Annotated in this window: 18 protein-coding genes, 1 tRNA gene and 1 pseudogene; 13 read left to right on the top strand and 7 right to left on the bottom strand. The window is 64.9% G+C overall.

Annotated elements, in window-relative coordinates; genetic code table 11:
* The first annotated feature begins 30 nt into the window (after positions 1–30).
* From ribH to AWB68_RS10665, 3 genes are read left to right on the top strand one after another with little or no spacing between them, the layout of a single operon-like run.
* Positions 31–534, top strand: a complete 504-nt coding sequence (ribH, locus tag AWB68_RS10655; protein WP_035926090.1) for a 6,7-dimethyl-8-ribityllumazine synthase — start codon at positions 31–33, stop codon at positions 532–534.
* Positions 531–965, top strand: coding sequence for a transcription antitermination factor NusB (gene nusB, locus AWB68_RS10660; RefSeq protein WP_087644305.1), 435 nt, complete (start codon positions 531–533; stop codon positions 963–965). Before ribH ends, nusB begins: the two co-directional genes overlap by 4 nt.
* A gap of 51 nt (positions 966–1,016) precedes the next feature.
* A complete protein-coding gene (locus tag AWB68_RS10665) occupies positions 1,017–2,210 on the top strand; it encodes a pyridoxal phosphate-dependent aminotransferase (RefSeq protein WP_087644306.1) in 1,194 nt (397 codons plus the stop codon).
* A gap of 78 nt (positions 2,211–2,288) precedes the next feature.
* On the opposite strand, the gene AWB68_RS10670 is transcribed toward AWB68_RS10665, so the two are convergent.
* Positions 2,289–3,464, bottom strand: coding sequence for a lytic transglycosylase domain-containing protein (locus tag AWB68_RS10670; protein WP_087644307.1), 1,176 nt, complete (start codon positions 3,462–3,464; stop codon positions 2,289–2,291).
* Between the two features lie 559 nt (positions 3,465–4,023).
* Here AWB68_RS10670 and AWB68_RS10675 point away from each other — a divergent pair.
* The 3 genes and pseudogenes from AWB68_RS10675 (at position 4,024) to AWB68_RS10685 (ending at position 7,343) form a co-directional block, all read left to right on the top strand.
* Complete coding sequence (locus AWB68_RS10675; RefSeq protein WP_087644308.1) at positions 4,024–5,625, top strand: UbiD family decarboxylase; 1,602 nt, start codon at positions 4,024–4,026, stop codon at positions 5,623–5,625.
* Complete coding sequence (locus AWB68_RS10680) at positions 5,622–6,647, top strand: asparaginase (protein WP_087644309.1); 1,026 nt, start codon at positions 5,622–5,624, stop codon at positions 6,645–6,647. Before AWB68_RS10675 ends, AWB68_RS10680 begins: the two co-directional genes overlap by 4 nt.
* A gap of 19 nt (positions 6,648–6,666) precedes the next feature.
* Positions 6,667–7,343 (top strand): annotated as a pseudogene (locus AWB68_RS10685) (LysE family translocator).
* A gap of 20 nt (positions 7,344–7,363) precedes the next feature.
* On the opposite strand, the gene AWB68_RS10690 reads toward AWB68_RS10685, so the two are convergent.
* From AWB68_RS10690 to AWB68_RS48840, 3 genes are all read right to left on the bottom strand, one after another.
* Positions 7,364–8,329 (bottom strand): threo-3-hydroxy-L-aspartate ammonia-lyase, encoded by a 966-nt coding sequence (locus AWB68_RS10690; protein WP_087644310.1) that lies wholly within the window; start codon positions 8,327–8,329, stop codon positions 7,364–7,366.
* Between the two features lie 150 nt (positions 8,330–8,479).
* Positions 8,480–8,785: a hypothetical protein gene (locus AWB68_RS10695; RefSeq protein ID WP_087644311.1), complete on the bottom strand. Its 306-nt coding sequence runs from the start codon at positions 8,783–8,785 to the stop codon at positions 8,480–8,482.
* A 359-nt stretch (positions 8,786–9,144) separates the two neighbouring features.
* The gene (locus tag AWB68_RS48840; RefSeq protein WP_200828672.1) at positions 9,145–9,306 is read right to left on the bottom strand and encodes a hypothetical protein; all 162 of its coding nucleotides are present in this window, start codon (positions 9,304–9,306) and stop codon (positions 9,145–9,147) included.
* A 198-nt stretch (positions 9,307–9,504) separates the two neighbouring features.
* Between AWB68_RS48840 and AWB68_RS10700 the strand changes: the two genes are divergently transcribed.
* The 5 genes from AWB68_RS10700 (at position 9,505) to trmB (ending at position 12,590) form a co-directional block, all read left to right on the top strand.
* Positions 9,505–10,449 (top strand): Rossmann-like and DUF2520 domain-containing protein, encoded by a 945-nt coding sequence (locus AWB68_RS10700; RefSeq protein WP_087644312.1) that lies wholly within the window; start codon positions 9,505–9,507, stop codon positions 10,447–10,449.
* 159 nt (positions 10,450–10,608) lie between these two features.
* On the top strand, positions 10,609–10,929 hold the full coding sequence (locus AWB68_RS10705; protein WP_087644313.1) for an EthD family reductase: 321 nt from the start codon (positions 10,609–10,611) through the stop codon (positions 10,927–10,929).
* 86 nt (positions 10,930–11,015) lie between these two features.
* On the top strand, positions 11,016–11,576 hold the full coding sequence (locus AWB68_RS10710; RefSeq protein ID WP_087644314.1) for a YggT family protein: 561 nt from the start codon (positions 11,016–11,018) through the stop codon (positions 11,574–11,576).
* Between the two features lie 95 nt (positions 11,577–11,671).
* Positions 11,672–11,746: transfer RNA gene (locus tag AWB68_RS10715), tRNA-Gly, on the top strand.
* 109 nt (positions 11,747–11,855) lie between these two features.
* Positions 11,856–12,590, top strand: a complete 735-nt coding sequence (trmB, locus tag AWB68_RS10720) for a tRNA (guanosine(46)-N7)-methyltransferase TrmB (RefSeq protein WP_087644315.1) — start codon at positions 11,856–11,858, stop codon at positions 12,588–12,590.
* Positions 12,591–12,672: 82 nt separating this feature from the next.
* Here trmB and AWB68_RS10725 read toward each other — a convergent pair whose 3' ends face one another.
* The 3 genes from AWB68_RS10725 to AWB68_RS10735 form a co-directional block, all read right to left on the bottom strand.
* On the bottom strand, positions 12,673–13,506 hold the full coding sequence (locus AWB68_RS10725) for an undecaprenyl-diphosphate phosphatase (protein ID WP_087644316.1): 834 nt from the start codon (positions 13,504–13,506) through the stop codon (positions 12,673–12,675).
* Between the two features lie 56 nt (positions 13,507–13,562).
* Positions 13,563–14,150: a DUF1439 domain-containing protein gene (locus AWB68_RS10730; protein WP_087644317.1), complete on the bottom strand. Its 588-nt coding sequence runs from the start codon at positions 14,148–14,150 to the stop codon at positions 13,563–13,565.
* 87 nt (positions 14,151–14,237) lie between these two features.
* Complete coding sequence (locus tag AWB68_RS10735) at positions 14,238–14,504, bottom strand: YkgJ family cysteine cluster protein (protein WP_087644318.1); 267 nt, start codon at positions 14,502–14,504, stop codon at positions 14,238–14,240.
* A gap of 215 nt (positions 14,505–14,719) precedes the next feature.
* On the opposite strand from AWB68_RS10735, the gene hemN reads away from it, so the two are divergent.
* Complete coding sequence (gene hemN, locus AWB68_RS10740; RefSeq protein WP_087644333.1) at positions 14,720–16,096, top strand: oxygen-independent coproporphyrinogen III oxidase; 1,377 nt, start codon at positions 14,720–14,722, stop codon at positions 16,094–16,096.
* A gap of 247 nt (positions 16,097–16,343) precedes the next feature.
* On the top strand, positions 16,344–17,723 hold the full coding sequence (locus AWB68_RS10745; protein WP_087644319.1) for an amidase: 1,380 nt from the start codon (positions 16,344–16,346) through the stop codon (positions 17,721–17,723).
* Positions 17,724–17,812: the final 89 nt, after the last annotated feature.

A 17,812-nucleotide genomic window follows, 5' to 3' on the forward strand; every position in this document is an offset into this window, starting at 1 on the left:
CACCACACACTCAAAAAACGGACTCAATCAATGGAAATCGGACAATACCAGCCGAACCTCGACGGTGACGGACTGCGCATCGGCATCGTGCAATCGCGCTTCAACGAACCGGTCTGCAACGGCCTGGCCGACGCGTGCATCGAAGAACTGGAACGGCTCGGCGTGATCGGCCAGGACGTGCTGCTCGTCACCGTGCCGGGCGCGCTGGAAATCCCGCTCGCGCTGCAAAAGCTCGCCGAATCGGGCCAGTTCGACGCGCTGATCGCGCTCGGCGCCGTGGTGCGCGGCGAGACGTATCACTTCGAACTGGTGTCGAACGAGAGCGGCGCGGGCATTTCGCGCATCGCGCTCGACTTCGGCACGCCGGTCGCGAACGCGGTGCTCACGACCGAGAACGACGAGCAAGCCGTCGCCCGCATGACGGAAAAAGGCCGCGACGCTGCGCGCGTGGCGGTGGAAATGGCGAACCTGTCGGTCGCGCTGGAGCAGCTCGGCGGCGATGACGACGAAGACGAAGACGAGGACCGCGCATGAAGAGCGCTCGACGCCGCTCGCGTGAACTCGCGACACAAGGTCTTTACCAGTGGCTGCTGTCGGGTGCGACGGCCAGTGAGATCGATGCCCAGTTGCGCAACGCGCAAGGCTTCGACAAGGCCGATCACGATCACCTCGACGCGATCATCAAGGGCGTGATCAAGGAATCCGACGTGCTTTCCGCCGATTTGCAGCCGTGCCTCGACCGGCCGCTGGAGCAGTTGTCGCCGGTCGAACGCGCGGTGCTGCTCGTCGCCGCGTTCGAATTCAAGCATCACGCCGACATTCCGTATCGTGTGGTCATCAACGAAGCGGTCGAACTGACCAAGACGTTCGGCGGCTCGGACGGCTATAAATACGTGAACGGGGTGCTCGACAGGCTCGCCGTGCAACTGCGCCCGGCCGAAGCGCAAAGCCGCGGCCGCGGCTGAATTCCCCCTTCATTGCCGGCTGCCCTGCCCGCCAGAACTGGAACTGCAACGATGCACACCCTTGCCGAACCGCTCGTTCGGTTGGCCTCCCGCGTGAACGCCATCGAGCCGTTCTACGTGATGGAGCTGATGAAGGAAGCGCAACTGCTCGAAAGCCTCGGGCGCGACATCATCCACATGGGCATCGGCGAGCCCGACTTCACCGCGCCCGAACTGGTGATCCGCGCCGCCTCCGATGCGCTCACGCGCGGCGTCACGCAGTACACCAACGCGCTCGGCATCGCGCCGCTGCGCGAGGCGATCGCGCGGCATTATCGCGATGCGTTCGGCCTGGAGGTGGAGCCCGAGCGGATCGTGGTGACTGCGGGCGCGTCGGCGGCGCTGCTGCTCGCGTGCATGGCGCTCGTCGATCACGGCGACGAAGTGCTGATGCCCGACCCGTGCTATCCGTGCAACCGCCATTTCGTCGCGGCGGCCGACGGCAAGCCGGTGCTGATCCCGAGCGGTCCGGCCGAGCGTTTCCAGTTGACCGCCGAACACGTCGAAGCGCATTGGGGCGAGCGTACGCGGGGTGTGCTGCTCGCGTCACCGTCGAATCCGACCGGCACGTCGATCGAACCTGACGAACTGCGGCGCATCGTCGAATTGGTCCGATCGAAGGGCGGCTTCACGATCGTCGACGAGATTTACCAGGGCTTGAGCTATGACGCGAAACCGGTGTCGGCGCTGTCGTTCGGCGACGATGTCGTGACCGTCAACAGCTTTTCGAAGTACTTCAGCATGACCGGCTGGCGGCTCGGCTGGCTCGTCGTGCCGCACGCGCTGGTCGGCGCGATGGAAAAGCTGTCGCAGAACCTGTTCATCTGCCCGTCGGCGCTTGCGCAGCATGCCGCCCTCGCCTGCTTCGAGCCGGCCACACTCGCGATCTACGAAGCGCGCCGGATGGAATTCAAGCGGCGCCGCGACTTCATCGTGCCCGCGCTGCGTTCGCTCGGTTTTGGCGTGCCGGTCGTGCCCGACGGCGCGTTCTACGTCTACGCGGACACGCGCGGCGTCGCGCATCCCGCGGCGGGCGACAGCGACGCCCTCACGCGCTCGATGCTGCACGACGCGGGCGTCGTGCTCGTGCCGGGCGCCGACTTCGGCGTTCATGCGCCGAGCCAATACATTCGGGTGTCGTATGCGACCGCTTATTCGAAGCTGGAGGAAGCGACAGACCGGCTGGCGACGCTGTTCAAGCGCTGACTTCCCCGCCACGGCCGGAAATGCAAAAAGGCACCGAGAGGTGCCTTTTTGCATTTCGTCAGCGAGACCGGGTTCAGATCAGGCGCCGAACTCCGCCGATGCCACATGCTTCGGCGCGGTATCGCTGTCCGCGTCGTCCTGATCGTGCGCCGACGAAGCGCCCGCCTTCGGCGCCGTGATCGCCTTCGCGCCATCGAGCGTCGCGTGGACGCGCTGCTTGTTCGAGTCGGTCGATGCCAGAACCTGCTTCGGTGCCGTTTGCGCCGGCGCTTGCGGCGTGGTGGTCGGCACATTGCGGCCGCGCGCGACGTCACGCAGACGCGTGCGTTCCGCCAGCACCTTGGCGCCGTAGCCACCGTCGTCCTGCGTCGACGAACCGACGTAATACCGCAGGCCGCCCGCCACTGAGCCACCGCGCGCGATGCAATCCTTCAGCACGAGCGCGCCCACCTTGATGTTCGCGAGCGGATCGAGCGCCGCGTGCGAGCCGCCGAAGTACTCGAACTTGTCGGAATGAACCTTCGACATCACCTGCATCAGCCCTTGCGCGCCGACACCGCTTTCCGCATACGGATTGAACCCGGATTCGATCGCCATCACGGACAGCAGGAGCAGCGGATCGAGACCGACCTCGCGGCCCGTATCGAATGCCGCCCGCACGAGTTCGCTGACCGGCTCCTGCGCCACGCGATAACGCCGCGCGAGGAAATTCGACACCAGCTTCTGCTCGCGCGTCGAGACGAGCACGCGATCGTCGCGCGCATCCGCAACCACGCGTTGCGAGGGAATCGCGCTTGCGAGACTGGCGACGGTGGCGGTCGGCAACGTGCGCGGATCGAGCCCGTTCGGGGAAACAGCGAGGCTGATGCCGCCCGTGAGCTGGTGCGTGCTGTCGTCGTCGGACGCGACGGCGCCGAGCGACGGCGGCGTATCGGCCGCCGGAGACGACGGCGCGACCTGGGCGACCGGCGCCACTTCCTGCTCGTACCGGTGATTGACCGAGAACGGCGGCAGCGGCTGGCCCGCGAGCAGCCGTGCGGGGCCCGCCTGCACGGCGGCCGAGACGATAGGCATGATCCGTGCTGCAAACGTACCGCGCCAGGAAGGCAGCAGCCAGAGTGCAAGCGCGGTCACCACAGCGGCGCAACCGACCAGACTGAATAGATAGTGACTCATGCGGGTTCCGCGACGCAGCGCGACGCGCAGTCTCTGCGCGATGCGAGTGTCGGGACGCCACGACAACCAAGCGTTCATTAGTGCTCCCATATTGCATTGATTTCCGCTGATTAATACCAATAGAACGAGCTCGGTACTCAAAAGCGCAAATCAGACACCGCTCGCCTCTTGGCAAGTCGAGAGCGGCATCGGGAAAACGGCCTGCGCCGTCTGGGAAGCCGAACCGGAACATTTAGTTTCCGGTAGCGAACGGCACGAACCGCATGCCGTGGCGCAGAAGGCTTCCACGCGAAAAACCGGCGGAGTTGAGCGCCGGCAAGGATAACCGCAGCGATGAACCAAGGCGCACATTCGGGCGCCATCGATCCGTCGCACCTCAAAAAGTTCTGAGGAAAGGTAAAAAGTTGCAAAGGCAACTTGAGTTCTTGACGGATTCTAGGCAGGGTTTAATGATCCGTCAATGCTATAGAACGCCGTTTCAATTACTTACAGTTATAATGAACACTGTTTAGGGTCCTGGGCGCACGCTGTCGCGGCGATTTCAATAGGAATTTGCCGAATGTCCGCAAACGTACGGACACCAACACAGGTAAAATCGACAATCGTTTTGCGCGCAGCGCGCCCTCTCCGAACATCGATGAAATACAAAGACCTGCGCGACTTCACTGCCCGCCTCGAAGGGCTCGGCGAATTACGCCGCATCAGCCAGTCCGTATCCCCCGTCCTCGAAATGACCGAACTCTCCGACCGCGTATTGCGCTCGGGCGGCCCGGCGTTGCTGTTCGAACGCCCGGCCGGGCACTCGATTCCCGTGCTCGCCAACCTGTTCGGCACGCCGCGGCGGGTGGCGCTCGGCATGGGTATCGAAACGGACGCGCAAGGCTCGAACGATTCCGGCCTGCTCAGTGATACCGCCGCGCTCGAATCGCTACGCAACGTCGGACGGCTCTTGTCCGCGCTGAAGGAACCGGAGCCGCCGAAGGGTCTGAAGGACGCGGGAAAGCTGCTGTCACTCGTGAAGGCCGTTTGGGACATGGCGCCGAAAACCGTGAGTTCGCCGCCGTGCCAGGAAATCGTGTGGGAAGGCAGGGACGTCGACCTGACGCGCCTGCCGATCCAGACCTGCTGGCCCGGCGACGCCGGTCCGCTTGTCACGTGGGGACTGACCGTCACGCGCGGGCCGAACAAGACGCGTCAGAATCTCGGCATCTACCGGCAGCAACTGATCGGCCGCAACACGCTCATCATGCGATGGCTCGCGCATCGCGGCGGCGCGCTCGACTTTCGCGAGTTCGCGCTCGCCAATCCGGGCAAGCCGTATCCGGTGGCGGTCGTCCTCGGCGCAGACCCCGCGACGATCCTCGGCGCGGTGACGCCGGTGCCGGACACGCTCTCGGAATACCAGTTCGCGGGATTGCTGCGCGGTGGCAAGACCGAACTCGCCCGTTGCCTGACGCCGGGCGTCGACACGCTGCAAGTGCCGGCGCGCGCGGAAATCGTGCTCGAAGGCTTCATCTATCCGCACGACGGTGCGCCCCTGGTCGCGCCGGCGGGTGCGCCGCCGCGGCCGTCGAAAGGCGCGTCGGCGCGATACGAGCACGCGCTGGAAGGCCCATACGGCGATCACACGGGCTATTACAACGAACAGGAGTGGTTTCCGGTGTTCACGGTCGAGAAAATCACGATGCGCCGCGATCCGATCTATCACTCCACCTATACCGGCAAGCCGCCCGACGAACCCGCCGTGCTCGGCGTCGCGCTGAACGAAGTGTTCGTGCCGCTGCTGCAGAAGCAGTTCGCCGAGATCACCGACTTCTACCTGCCGCCCGAAGGATGCAGCTACCGGATGGCGATCGTGCAGATCAGGAAGAGCTATCCGGGTCACGCGAAGCGCGTGATGTTCGGCGTCTGGAGTTTCCTGCGCCAGTTCATGTATACGAAGTTCATCGTCGTGGTCGACGAGGATGTGAATATCCGCGACTGGAAAGAAGTGATCTGGGCGATCACGACGCGTATCGATCCGTCGCGCGATACGGTGCTCGTCGACAATACGCCGATCGACTATCTCGATTTCGCGTCGCCGGTGGCGGGGCTCGGCTCGAAGATGGGGCTTGACGCCACCAACAAGTGGCCCGGCGAAACGGATCGCGAATGGGGCCGCCCGATCGTGATGGACGACGCGGTGAAACGTCGCGTCGATACGCTGTGGGACGAAATCGGACTGGGGACGCGGACATGAAAGCGGTGACGGTGTATCGCGGCGAGGCAATCGAGAACACGCACGAGGCGCACGTCGCGGTGGTCGATCACGAAGGCCGCCTGCTTTATTCGTTCGGCGATCCCTATCGGATGACGCTCGCGCGCTCGGCGGCGAAGCCAGCGCAAGCGCTCGCGGTGCTGGAAACGGGCGCGTTGGAGCGCTTCGGCTTCGATGACGCCGACCTCGCGCTGATGTGCGGCTCGCACAGCAGCGAGGAGCGGCACATCGAGCGCGCGCGGGCGATGCTCGCAAAGGCGCACGCCACCGAAGCCGACATGCGCTGCGGCGGCCATCCGCCGATCTCGGAAGCCGTCTACAAGAACTGGATCAGGCGCGGGTTTTCGCCGAGCCCCGCGTGCAGCAACTGCTCCGGCAAGCATGCGGGCATGCTCGCGGGCGCGCAGGCGATCGGCGCGGCGCTCGCCGACTATCATCTGCCCGAGCATCCGCTGCAGGTGCGCGTGAAGCACACGGTGGCGCACGTGCTCGACCTGCCGGACGACGAAGTGCAATGGGCCATCGACGGCTGCAATCTGCCGACGCCCGCCTTCCCGCTCGACCGGCTCGCGCGTCTCTTTGTGAAGCTTGCCGCCGCCAAGGCGGACACAGCAGCGGACACCGCGCCGCTCGCGCGCATCTATCGCGCGATGACGACTTATCCGGAACTGGTCGCGGGCGAAGGACGGTTCTGCACGCTGCTGATGCAGGCGTTTGACGGCGCGCTGGTCGGCAAGGTCGGCGCCGATGCGAGCTACGCGATCGGCGTGAGGCAACGCGAAGGCAAAGACAAAGGCGAAGGCGCGCTCGGCATCGCGGTGAAGGTGGAAGACGGCAACGCTACCGCGTTGTATGCGATCGTCGCCGAATTGCTGGAACAACTTGGCATCGGCACCCCGGATCAACGCCGACGCCTCGACGCGTTCCGCCATCCGCCGATGCGCAACACGATGGGCATCGATATCGGACGCCTCGATGTATCGCTGAAACTGGAACGCCATTAATAGAAAGGAATCACCCGCGATGCATCCGTGGTCGTTGTTGTCGGATGGATTTTTTCTGTCGCTGTCGCTGTGTCTCGATATCGGAATCGCCAACGTCGCGATCATTTCGCTGGCGCTCTCGCACGGATTCAAACCGGGCCTCGTGCTCGGGCTCGGCACGTGCGCCGGCGACCTGTTCTATGCCGCGCTTGCTCTCGCGGGCATGTCGGCGCTGCTGCAGTTCAGCGCGGTGCGGTGGGTCGTGTGGATCGGCGGCGCGATCGTGCTGCTGTTCCTGACCTGGAAGATGGCGCGCGAGGCGCTTTATCCGGCGTCGGCGCCGCCCGTCGAGGGCACGGCGGATCTCGCCACACCGCGCCCCAGCCACGCGAAAAGCTTCGGGCGCGGCGCCTTGCTCGCGGTGTCGTCGCCCAGCGCGATTCTCTGGTTCGCGGCCGTCGGCGGTGCGCTGATCGCGAAAGCCGGCGCGACAAGCCCGGTCAGCGCATCGGTGTTTCTCACCGGCTTTTTCTTCGGCGGACTCGGCTGGACGCTTTTCATCTGCACACTCGCGAGCCACGGACGCACGGACGCAAACGCGCGGGCACGACGCTCCTGCGCGCGTGCCATGTGATGTCGGCCGTGTTGTTCGCGTACTTCTCGTACAGCGTGATCGTGAACGGCTACCGCGATCTGATCGTGAACGCGGCTTCCTGATCTCCCCTGCAGCGCGTGCCCTACGCGATGAATTGCGCGAAACGCGCGAGATCGACGTTGCCGCCGCTCACCAGCACCCCAACGCGCTTGCCTTCCACCGGCAGCAGCTTGTTGAGCACGGCTGCGGCCGCGAGGCACCCGGTCGGCTCGACGACCATCTTCATGCGCTGCGCAAAAAACCGCATCGTCTCGATGAGCTGGGCATCGCTGACGGTCACGATCTGCTCGACATGCCGCTGGATGATCGGAAAGTTGTATTCGCCGACGTGCGTCGATGCGGCGCCGTCCGCGATCGTTCGCGGCACCTCGATATGCACGATCTCGCCGCGCGCGAGCGACTGCTGCGCATCATTGCCGGCTTCGGGCTCGACGCCGATCACCTTGCACGACGGACTCAGCGCCGCGGCCGCCAGTGCACAGCCGCCGATCAGCCCGCCGCCGCCGAGACACACGAAAAGGTAATCGAGCGGCCCGGTTTCCTCGATCAATTCCTTCGCCGACGTCCCTTGCCCCGCGATCACGTGCGGATGGTCGTACGGTGGGATCAGCGTCATGCCGCGCTCCTCAGCAAGTTTGCGGCCGAGTTCCTCGCGATTCTGCGTGTAGCGGTCGTAGGTGATTACTTCGCCGCCATAACCGCGCGTCGCTTCGATTTTCGCGGCGGGCGCATCTTCCGGCATGACGATCGTCGCGTGGATGCCGGCAAGCTTCGCCGACAGCGCGATCGCCTGCGCATGATTGCCCGATGAGTACGTGAGCACGCCGGCGGCGCGCTGGCGGTCGTCGAAATGCGAGATCGCGTTGTACGCGCCGCGGAACTTGAAGGCGCCCATCCGCTGGAAATTCTCGCATTTGAAGAAGAGCGAGGCGCCGGCGCGTTCGTCGGCGGTGCGCGAAGTCAGGACGGGCGTGCGGTGCGCGGCGCCGGCGATGCGCTGGGCGGCATCGGCGACGTCGGCGTAGGTCGGGGCGGAGAGAGTAGGCATCGTTAGGGAACGGCGAGCTTGGGGAGCCGTCATTGTCCCAGCTTCATCGCGGATCTGCCTGGCGCAATGCGGCACGCAAATGGAAAGCGGCGTAACGCGGCATCATGCCGGCGTTACGCCGCTCGATCGATACGACTATCTGGCTTGCGCTTAATGCCAATGCCTATAACCGTGGCCGTAGTAACCACGACCGTAGTAGCCGTGGCCACCATAGTAGCCACGATAGTAAGGACGGCCGTAGTAGCCGCCGACCACAACAGCCGGCGGCGCATAAACCACCGGCGGCGCATAAACGACAGGAGGCGGCGGCGCGACATAAACAGGCGCGGGCGGTGCGGCATACACCGGATAGGCCGGCACTCCAATGCCGATGCCCACGGAAACATGCGCCTGTGCGGCACTCGCGACCCCGACTCCGAGCGCTGCGACAACCATCAACGGGACGATCTTTTTCACTTTCTCTTCTCCTCGCCGCTCTTCAGTGCACGCGACTGAAACTTTGCGACGGTATGGATTCAATTTAGCGAAAAAGCGTCGGGACAGTTGCGTCCATTTGTAGCAAATTGCAATTCGTCTTACAGGTGCCGGTGGCCGTAATAATCGGCTGCGCCGGCTACAACCGCGCCACTGGCCGAGTTGACGATCGGCTGACAGGCTAAGCGATTACCCTGATGCGTCGGTACCGATCCTGTCGGTAATTTTTATTTACAAATCAGTTTAAAAAAGCCCCGCGGAACGGAGTTCGGCGGGGCTTTCGGCCGGTGAACCGGCCGGCGTGCAGCGCAATGGCTGCATTGAATTCGAAACTTGCTGTCTCAAGCCACTTTGACGTAGGCGAATTCACGACTCACGTTCGGCGGCACATAGGCGGCGCCGATCACGACGCGCGGAGTTAGCCGCTTCTTCTGGTCCCACCAGCGACGCCGCTGCGACTGGCTAAGGAACCGCAGATGTTTTCGGTAAGAAAAAATGCTCATGGCGACCTCCGAACGTAGCGAATGACAACCAAGGAAAGACAGCAACCAATGACGACTGCAAAACCGGATTCGTTGTAATTCGTGTGCCGGCCGAAGTGCTGCGAGCCGCGTGGCGAGCGATCCTCGGGTTGCGCGATACTTTCGATCTGGCGCCTTGCGGCGCCCATCTTGCCCTTTCATCAGACAGGAGCACAAAACATGCCATATTCAGCGACGCCGCGTCTCGGATTCGTCGGCGCCGGACGGCTCGCACGCTGTGTCGCGCGTGCCTGGTCGCGCGCAGGCTATCCCGTCGCCGCCATCGCGAGCCGCTCACCCGGCCCCGCACGCGAACTCGCGGGTCAACTGCCGGGCTGCCGCGTCGTCGATGATCCGCAACAGGTCGCGGCGTGCTCCGATATCGTCTTTTTGACAGTTCCTGATGACAAAATCGGTGCGGCGGCGAACGCTCTGCAAATCGATCTTTCGAAGAGCGGCGCGCGCGCCGTCGTCCACTGCAGCGGCGCGACGCCCGTCGATGTTCTCGCGCCGGTGCGCGCCCAAGGCGGCGACATCGGCGGCTTTCACCCGCTCTATCTTTTTGGCGGTGTCGACGGCGATCTGGCGCGCATCCAGGGCTGCTCGGTGACCATCGAAGCCGCCGGACCGCTGTCGGAAACGCTGACTGCGCTTGCCCGCGCGCTCGGCTGCCACCCGCTTTCGATCCCGCCCGGCGGCCGCATGCTGTACCACGCCGCTGCTCACTATGCTGCCAGTTTTGCGCTCGCCGCGCTTTCCGAGACCGTCTCGCTTTGGCAACAGCTAGGGTTTTCCGAGGACGACGCCCTGCGCGCCGTGCTGCCGATGCTCGCCGGAACCATCGAAACGGCGCGCGAGAAAGGCCTCGCTGGCGCGCTTGCCGGACCGGTGTCGCGGGGCGACGCGGGGATCGTCGAGAAGCAGTTGACCCTGCTCGACAGCCTGGGCGGCGACCACGCGACGCTCTACGCGCTGATGACCCGGCGCGCAATCGGACTCGCGCGGCGCCGTCCGGTGCCGCCATCGGCGAGCGCGCTCGCAGCGATGGAACGGTCGATCGAAAACGTGCTGGGCGCGCGTGACGGATCGGGTATTCCAGGCCCCGGCCAGCAAGGCGGCGAATGACGCTTTCAATCCGTTAGACAACACGCGCAAGCGCCGCTGAAGCCATGATAAGGTGACGACCGGCGCCCCACCGAGCATGAACGGTGGGCGGGGACCAAGCCGCCGCGCACCACAAAAGCCGCGACGCTCGGGCGGGCATTCCAGCAAAGAGAACGAACAATGATCAAGGTCAGCTTCCTGTATCCGTATCGCGAGAACGGCCGTTTTGACGTCGACTATTACTGCGACCAGCACATGCCGTTCGCGGCCGCGCGTCTGGGCGAGGCGGTGAAAGGCTGGTCCGTCGATGCGGGTATTGCCAGCGTGGCGCCCGGTTCGCCGCCGCCGTATGTCGCCGTGGGGCATGTGCTGTTCGAGTCGGTCGAGGCGTTCCAGAAGGCGCTCGCGCCCGTCGCCCGGGAACTGCAGGGCGACCTCGTCAACTATTCCGACGGCCCGGCACCCACGATACAGATCAGCGAAATCCGCGTGAGTCGTTGAGGCGGCCTTCCGTCGTTTGATCCAGAACCGTTTCCAGTGACCCAACGCAGCCCGCACGCTGCGCAAGCATAAAAAAAGGACCCGAGATGTTCGGCGATATCGCCCGTTTTCTGCTCAATACCGTTTTCACGCTGTTCGGCGCGGCGCTGCTCCTGCGCGCGTGGATGCAGGTCGTCCGCATGCCGCCCTACAACCCGGTGTCCAACGCCGTGATGCAGGCCACCAACTGGATCGTGCTGCCATTGCGCAAGATCTTGCCGGGCGGCAAGGTCGACTGGGCGAGCATCCTGGCGACGTTCATCGCGTCGGTCGTGTATGTGGTGCTGATGGTGGTGCTGGCAGGCGTCGATCCGATGCTCATGCTGCCGATGCTGCTGCTCGTCGCCGTGCTGACCGTCGTCAAGTGGGCGCTCAACCTGATCACCTGGATGACGATCCTGATGGCGCTGCTGTCGTGGCTCAATCCGCAATCCCCCGCGATGCCGCTTCTCTATCAGATCACCGCGCCGTTCCTCGATCCGCTGCGGCGCATCCTGCCGCGCCTCGGCGGAATCGACCTGTCGCCGGTCCTGCTGCTCGTCATCGTGCAGGTGCTGCTGATGGTCGTGACGCGGATCGCGGTTTCGATGACGCTGTTTGGCATTTGACGCATCGGGACGTAGTCGAAGACACCGGCCGGCGGCGCCCGCAAGGTCCGCCAATTGCGCATTCCGGTGCGTAGCGCTTACAATAGCCGGCTCACGCGGGCGTCGTATAATGGCTATTACCGTAGCTTCCCAAGCTACAGACGTGGGTTCGATTCCCATCGCCCGCTCCAGACATCGAACAAAAAGCCGCCTCTCGGGCGGCTTTTTGATTTTCAGCGGCGTGGCTTTCGTCCGCTTCCGCTCCAATTCGCGTACCAGCGCAAGTAACCGCCTCCAGCGATGATTCACGACCCTCAAGACGACGCAGACCCGGCCGATCCCGTGGTAGCCAGTGAAACCGCCGCGCCGCATCACCGCCGCATCCGTAGCTTCGTCACCCGCGCGGGTCGCGTATCGACCGGGCAGCGCCGCGCGCTCGACGAATTCGGCCCCAGTTTCGTGCTCGGGTTTTCGCCTGAGCAGCCAGACTGGGACGCCGTGTTCGGCCGCCGCGCGCCGCGCGTGCTGGAGATCGGCTTCGGCATGGGCGCGACAACCGCGGAAATCGCGGCGACGCGTCCCTCCGATGACTTCCTCGGCGTCGAAGTGCACGAACCGGGCGTCGGCGCGTTGCTGAAACTGATCGGCGAGCACGATCTCACGAATATCCGCATCATCCAGCACGACGCCGTCGAAGTGCTCGAACACATGATCGCGCCCGAAAGCCTCGACGGCGTGCACATCTATTTCCCCGATCCGTGGCACAAGGCGCGGCATCACAAGCGCCGGCTGATCAAGCCGAAGTTCGTCGCGCTGCTGGTGTCGCGCCTGAAGCCGGGCGGCTATATCCACCTCGCGACCGACTGGCAGAATTACGCCGAGCAGATGCTGGACGTGTTGTCAGCGGAACCCGAGCTGCAAAACACCGCCGATGGCTACGCGCCGCGCCCCGACTATCGCCCCGTCACCAAATTCGAGCGGCGCGGGCTCAAGCTCGGACACGGCGTGTGGGATCTGGTGTTCAGGCGCAGATAGGTTAGGCAAATACGGTTCGACCCATGCAAAACGCCACGGCATGCCGTGGCGTTTTGCATTTCCAGCTTTCCCGTACAGGCGCCTACTCCGCCCAGCTCAGCCCGCCGCTATACCCGACGATCAGGATCAGCAAGCCAAACCCGATCCGGTACCACGCAAACGCGGTGAAATCGTGCGTCGCGACGTAGCGCAGCAGCCAGCGCACGCAGACGAACGCGCTCACGAACGCGGCGACGAGTCCGATCGCGAAAAGGCCGAGATCGTCGACGGAAAGCGTGCGCCAGTGACGCGCCATCTCATACAGCGTGGCGCCGAAGATGATCGGAATGGCGAGGAAGAACGAGAACTCGGTCGCGACCCGCCGCTCTAGCCCGAACAGCATCCCGCCGATGATCGTCGCGCCCGAGCGCGACGTGCCCGGAATCAGCGCGAAGCACTGCGCGAGGCCGACCTTGAACGCGTCGGCGTAGGAAAGATCGTCGACGGAGGTCACGGTCGGCGCGACGCCACGCTCCCGATGCCGCCCTTCCGCCCACAAAATCACGATCCCGCCGACGATCAGCGCCACCGAAACCGGCACCGGCGAAAACAGCACGGACTTGATCGCCTTCTCGAACATGAGGCCGAGGACGATCGCCGGAATCGTCGCGATGATCACGTTGACGGCGAAGCGGCGCGCTTCGGGCCGTGTCGGCAACCCACCGACAACGGAGCCGATCTTGCGTCGAAACTCCCAGCAAATCGCAAGAATCGCGCCGAACTGGATGACGACGTCGAAAATCTTTGCCTGCGCGTTGCTGTAGTTCAGCAAGCTGCCAGCGACAATCAGATGCCCCGTGCTCGACACCGGCAAAAACTCGGTCAAGCCCTCCACGACGCCCAGAATCAGCGCCTTCGCCATAAGAATCCAGTCCATCCGTCAGCCCTTTCGCTTTTCTAGTCGCTGGTCGAGCATGCGGCGCAGGTTTCAACTTACTTTTCCAGAATCTGCACACGTATACCGTTTGTAAGGACCGTGATTGTACCGGGTTCATAATTCACCCCGGCGAATTGCAGCTGTTCGGGCTTGAACGTGTAGATCGGATAGCGGTCGAGCAATTGCGTGGCGATGAGCGCGCCCGCCGCGTTGATTTGTTGGTTGTACTGCGCGGCATCGCCCGTGACCTGCGAATCGTCGACCGTCGGCGACATCAGGATGACTGAATGGCTCGGCGCATCGTAGGCAAGCTGGCTCGACAGCGTGAAGACGCCGTTGACCGGATTCGGCATGAACGGCGTGGACAACCGGGCGTCGAGCCGCACCGTCACGCGATTGCGATCCGGCGACAAGCCCACGACCGGATTGCTCAGCACGACGTCGAAAATTTGCGAGGCTGTGCGCTGCAATGGGAACTTGCGCGCGACCGCCTCCTGCACCTGCTGTTGCGAGAACGTGTAGTGATCGGGGATGAACGGGAAAATCGAGGCCGCGCGGGCCGTCGAAGCCAAAGCGAGCGTGCTGGCGCACGTCAGCCCCGCGATCAGGAACCGGCGCCGCTTGAGCGCGACGGTTTGAGTCATGCGAAATCCTCCAGGTTGTGGCGTGAATCCTTGCATCAGCCGACGCATCAGCCGACACATCAGCGACGAGCATTCGACCGCGCCCGCTCAATCCGGTTGCGTGTCGATTTCGAGTTGCGTGAGCCACGCGAGCGCGTGGCCGCGCGCGTCGTCGGTGGCTCCGCACATCTGCGCGGACGGCTGCAAGCCTGCGCAACACGCCGGCCGGCGCGGATCGCCGAAGATCATACAGCGCAGGTCGTCGCCGAGCTGGATGCAGCGCACGCCGGCGGGCTTGCCGTTTGCCATTCCGGGAATCGGGCTCGATATGGAGGGAGCGATGCAGCACGCCCCGCAGTTCGGACGACAGTTCATTTGAGTGCGGTTACCGGGCAGAGGGTTCGCTATCGGGCGCGATGTGGCACGCGTCGATGGCGTGGCGAGATTGAAGCAAGGCGGAAGGTGCCCAATCGAAACGATGCGGATAGCCGCGTATTTTCCCACGCCCCGCCGCCGCGCTGCGGCGTTATCACGCAATGGACGAGCCGCGCGTCTCGCTAAACTCGACGAATCCGTCCCAGGCCCCCGCGATGACTCCCGCCGACACGCTCTTTCGCCCCGATCTCCTCGACAAATACAGCGCGAACGGTCCGCGCTACACGTCCTACCCGACCGCCGTCCAGTTCACCGAGCCGTTCGATTCCGGGCACTACCGGCGCGCCGCGTCCACGGGCACGGGCGACCTGTCGCTCTACTTCCACATCCCCTTTTGCGACACCGTCTGCTTCTACTGCGGCTGCAACAAGGTCGCGACGAAGAATCGCGCGCACGCACGCCCCTACCTGGACCGGTTGAAGCGCGAACTCGCATTGCAGGCCGAACTCTTCGACACGACCCGTCCCGTCTCGCAGTTGCACTGGGGCGGCGGCACGCCGACTTTCCTGTCGCATGACGAAATGGCCGAACTGATGGCCGCGACGCGCGAGCACTTCAACCTCCTGCCCGAGACCCAAGCCGAATATTCCATCGAAGTCGACCCGCGCGAGGCGTCCGCGCGCACGATTCGTCTTCTGCGCGATATCGGCTTCAACCGGCTGAGCCTCGGCGTGCAGGACTTCGATCCGCGCGTGCAGCACGCGATCAACCGCGTCCAGCCACGCGAGATGACCGAAACCGTGCTCGCGGCGGCGCGCGATGCGGGCTTCGCGTCGGTGAGCGTCGATCTGATCTACGGGCTGCCGCATCAGAGCGTCGAGAGCTTCAGCCGCACGCTCGACGCGATCGTCCAACTCGCGCCTGACCGCCTCTCGGTGTTCGGCTATGCGCACATGCCGACTCTTTTCAAGATGCAGCGCCAGATGGACGAAGCCACGCTGCCCTCGCCCGCCGTACGACTCGCGATTCTCCAGCGCGTTATCGAGACACTGACGCAGGCGGGTTATGTCTACATCGGCATGGATCACTTCGCGCTGCCCGGCGACGAACTCGCGCTCGCACAAAAGGCGGGCACGCTGCAGCGCAATTTCCAGGGCTACAGCACGCGCGCGGATTGCGACCTGATCGGTTTCGGAGCATCGTCGATCGGCAAGGTCGGCGACGTCTACGCGCAAAACGCGCGCGACCTCGCCGGCTACGCTGCGGCGATCGACAGCGGAAACCTCGCGATCACGCGCGGCGTGCGCCTCACCGCCGACGATCGCCTGCGCCGCGACATCATCACGCGGCTGATGTGTCAGTACGAAGTGCACTTCGACGCAATCGAAAGCGCGCATGCCATCGACTTCGCGGCGTCGTTTGCCGACGAGTTGGAGCGTCTGAAGCCGCTCGCGGACGACGGCCTCGTCGTGATCGATTGCGACGCGATCCGCGTCCTGCCCGCGGGACGCCTGCTGGCACGCAACGTCGCGATGACGTTCGACCGGTATCTCGGCCAGGCGACGCTTCAGCGCTTCTCGCGCACGATCTGACACGCCCGGCGTTTCCCAATGCGCCACCGACGCCCGCATCGCCAGCCGCCCTCCCGCCTCGTGTCGTCTCGCCTCGCCGCGATAGCCGCACCCGCACCCGCACCCGCACCCGCACCCGCACCCGCACCCGCATGCAGTATTAATTACTTCGCTGGCATAGAATGACAGCCACCCTGGGCGAGCGATCCGTCGCCCGCATTTTCATGCCGCCGGTCCGCTGCACGCCGCGCCCTTTCTCGCCGACACCATGCCGATCACGTCTCCTCAGTTTGCCCCGCTCGCCCAGCTAGCCGCCGACTTGCGCGAGAACCGCACGACCAGCCGCGCGCTCGTCGAGCGCGCGCTGGAGCGCATCGAGGACGCCTCGGGCCAGGGTTCCACCGTGTTCCTGCACGTCGATGCCGCCGCCGCCCGGGCCGCCGCCGACGCCCACGACGCGCTCCGCCGCGCGGGCACCGTGCTCTCGCCGCTCGCGGGCATTCCAGTGTCGGTGAAAGACCTCTTCGACATCGAAGGCCAGGTGACGCGCGCCGGTTCCCGCGTGCTCGCCGACGCGCCGCCCGCGAAGACCGACGCGCTCGCGGTCGCCCGCCTGCGACGCGCGGGCGCCGTGATCGTCGGTCGTACGAACATGAGCGAATTCGCGTTCTCCGGGCTCGGCCTGAACCCGCACTACGGCACGCCGCATTCGCCCTATCGCGGCGACGTAAAGGGCGACGAACGCATCGCGGGCGGTTCGTCGTCGGGCGCGGCGGCGTCGGTCGCCGACGGCATGGCGGCCATTGCGCTCGGCACCGACACCGGCGGCTCGATCCGCATCCCGTCGGCGCTGTGCGGCCTCACCGGCTTCAAGCCGACCGCGAGCCGCATTCCGATGCAAGGCGGCCTGCCGCTTTCCAGCTCGCTCGATTCGTTCGGGCCGATCGGGGTGTCGGTGGCATGCTGCGCGCTCGTCGACCGCATTCTCGCCGCCCGCGAGCCCGACGTGCCGGCCAGGCGCCCGCTCGACGGCGTGCGGCTCGGCGTGCTGACTCACTACGTGACGGATGGCGTCGACGAAACCGTCGCGAGCGCGGTTTCCGCTGCGATCAAGCATTTGTCGGCGGCGGGCGCGCTGGTCGAAGACGTGCGCTTCGCGCCGCTCGACCGTCTGCCGGAAATCAACCGCTTCGGCTTCGCGCCGATCGAGGCGTACGCGTGGCACCGGCCGCTCCTCGCCGGGCACTCGGCCGAGTACGACCCGCGCGTGCTGGTGCGCATCATGAAGGGACAGCCCGCGAGCGCCGCCGATTACCTCGATTTGCTGCACGCGCGAGCCGCGATGATCGAGGCGGCCCGCACCACGCTGTGGCAGCGCTTCGACGCGATCCTGTGCCCGACGGTGCCGGTCGTGGCGCCGCGCATCGCCGATCTCGAACACGACGACGCCGCGTTCGGCCAGGCCAATGCGCTGATCCTGCGCAATCCGAGCGCGTTCAATTTCCTCGACGCCTGCGGGCTTTCGCTGCCTTGCCATCCGCGCGGCGAGGCGCCGGTAGGCCTGATGCTGTCGGGCGCGCCGCACGCCGACGATGCGCTGCTGTCGATCGGACGCGCGGTCGAAGCGGTGCTCGCAACGACGCGCTGAATTTTTTGAGATGGGGTTCGCGCTAGAATCCGTTTAATCCGCGCGCACTTTCAGGTGCTTTATCCTCGAATCGAATGCAATAAATGCAC

Source organism: Caballeronia choica, assembly GCF_001544535.1.
Lineage (GTDB): Bacteria > Pseudomonadota > Gammaproteobacteria > Burkholderiales > Burkholderiaceae > Caballeronia > Caballeronia choica.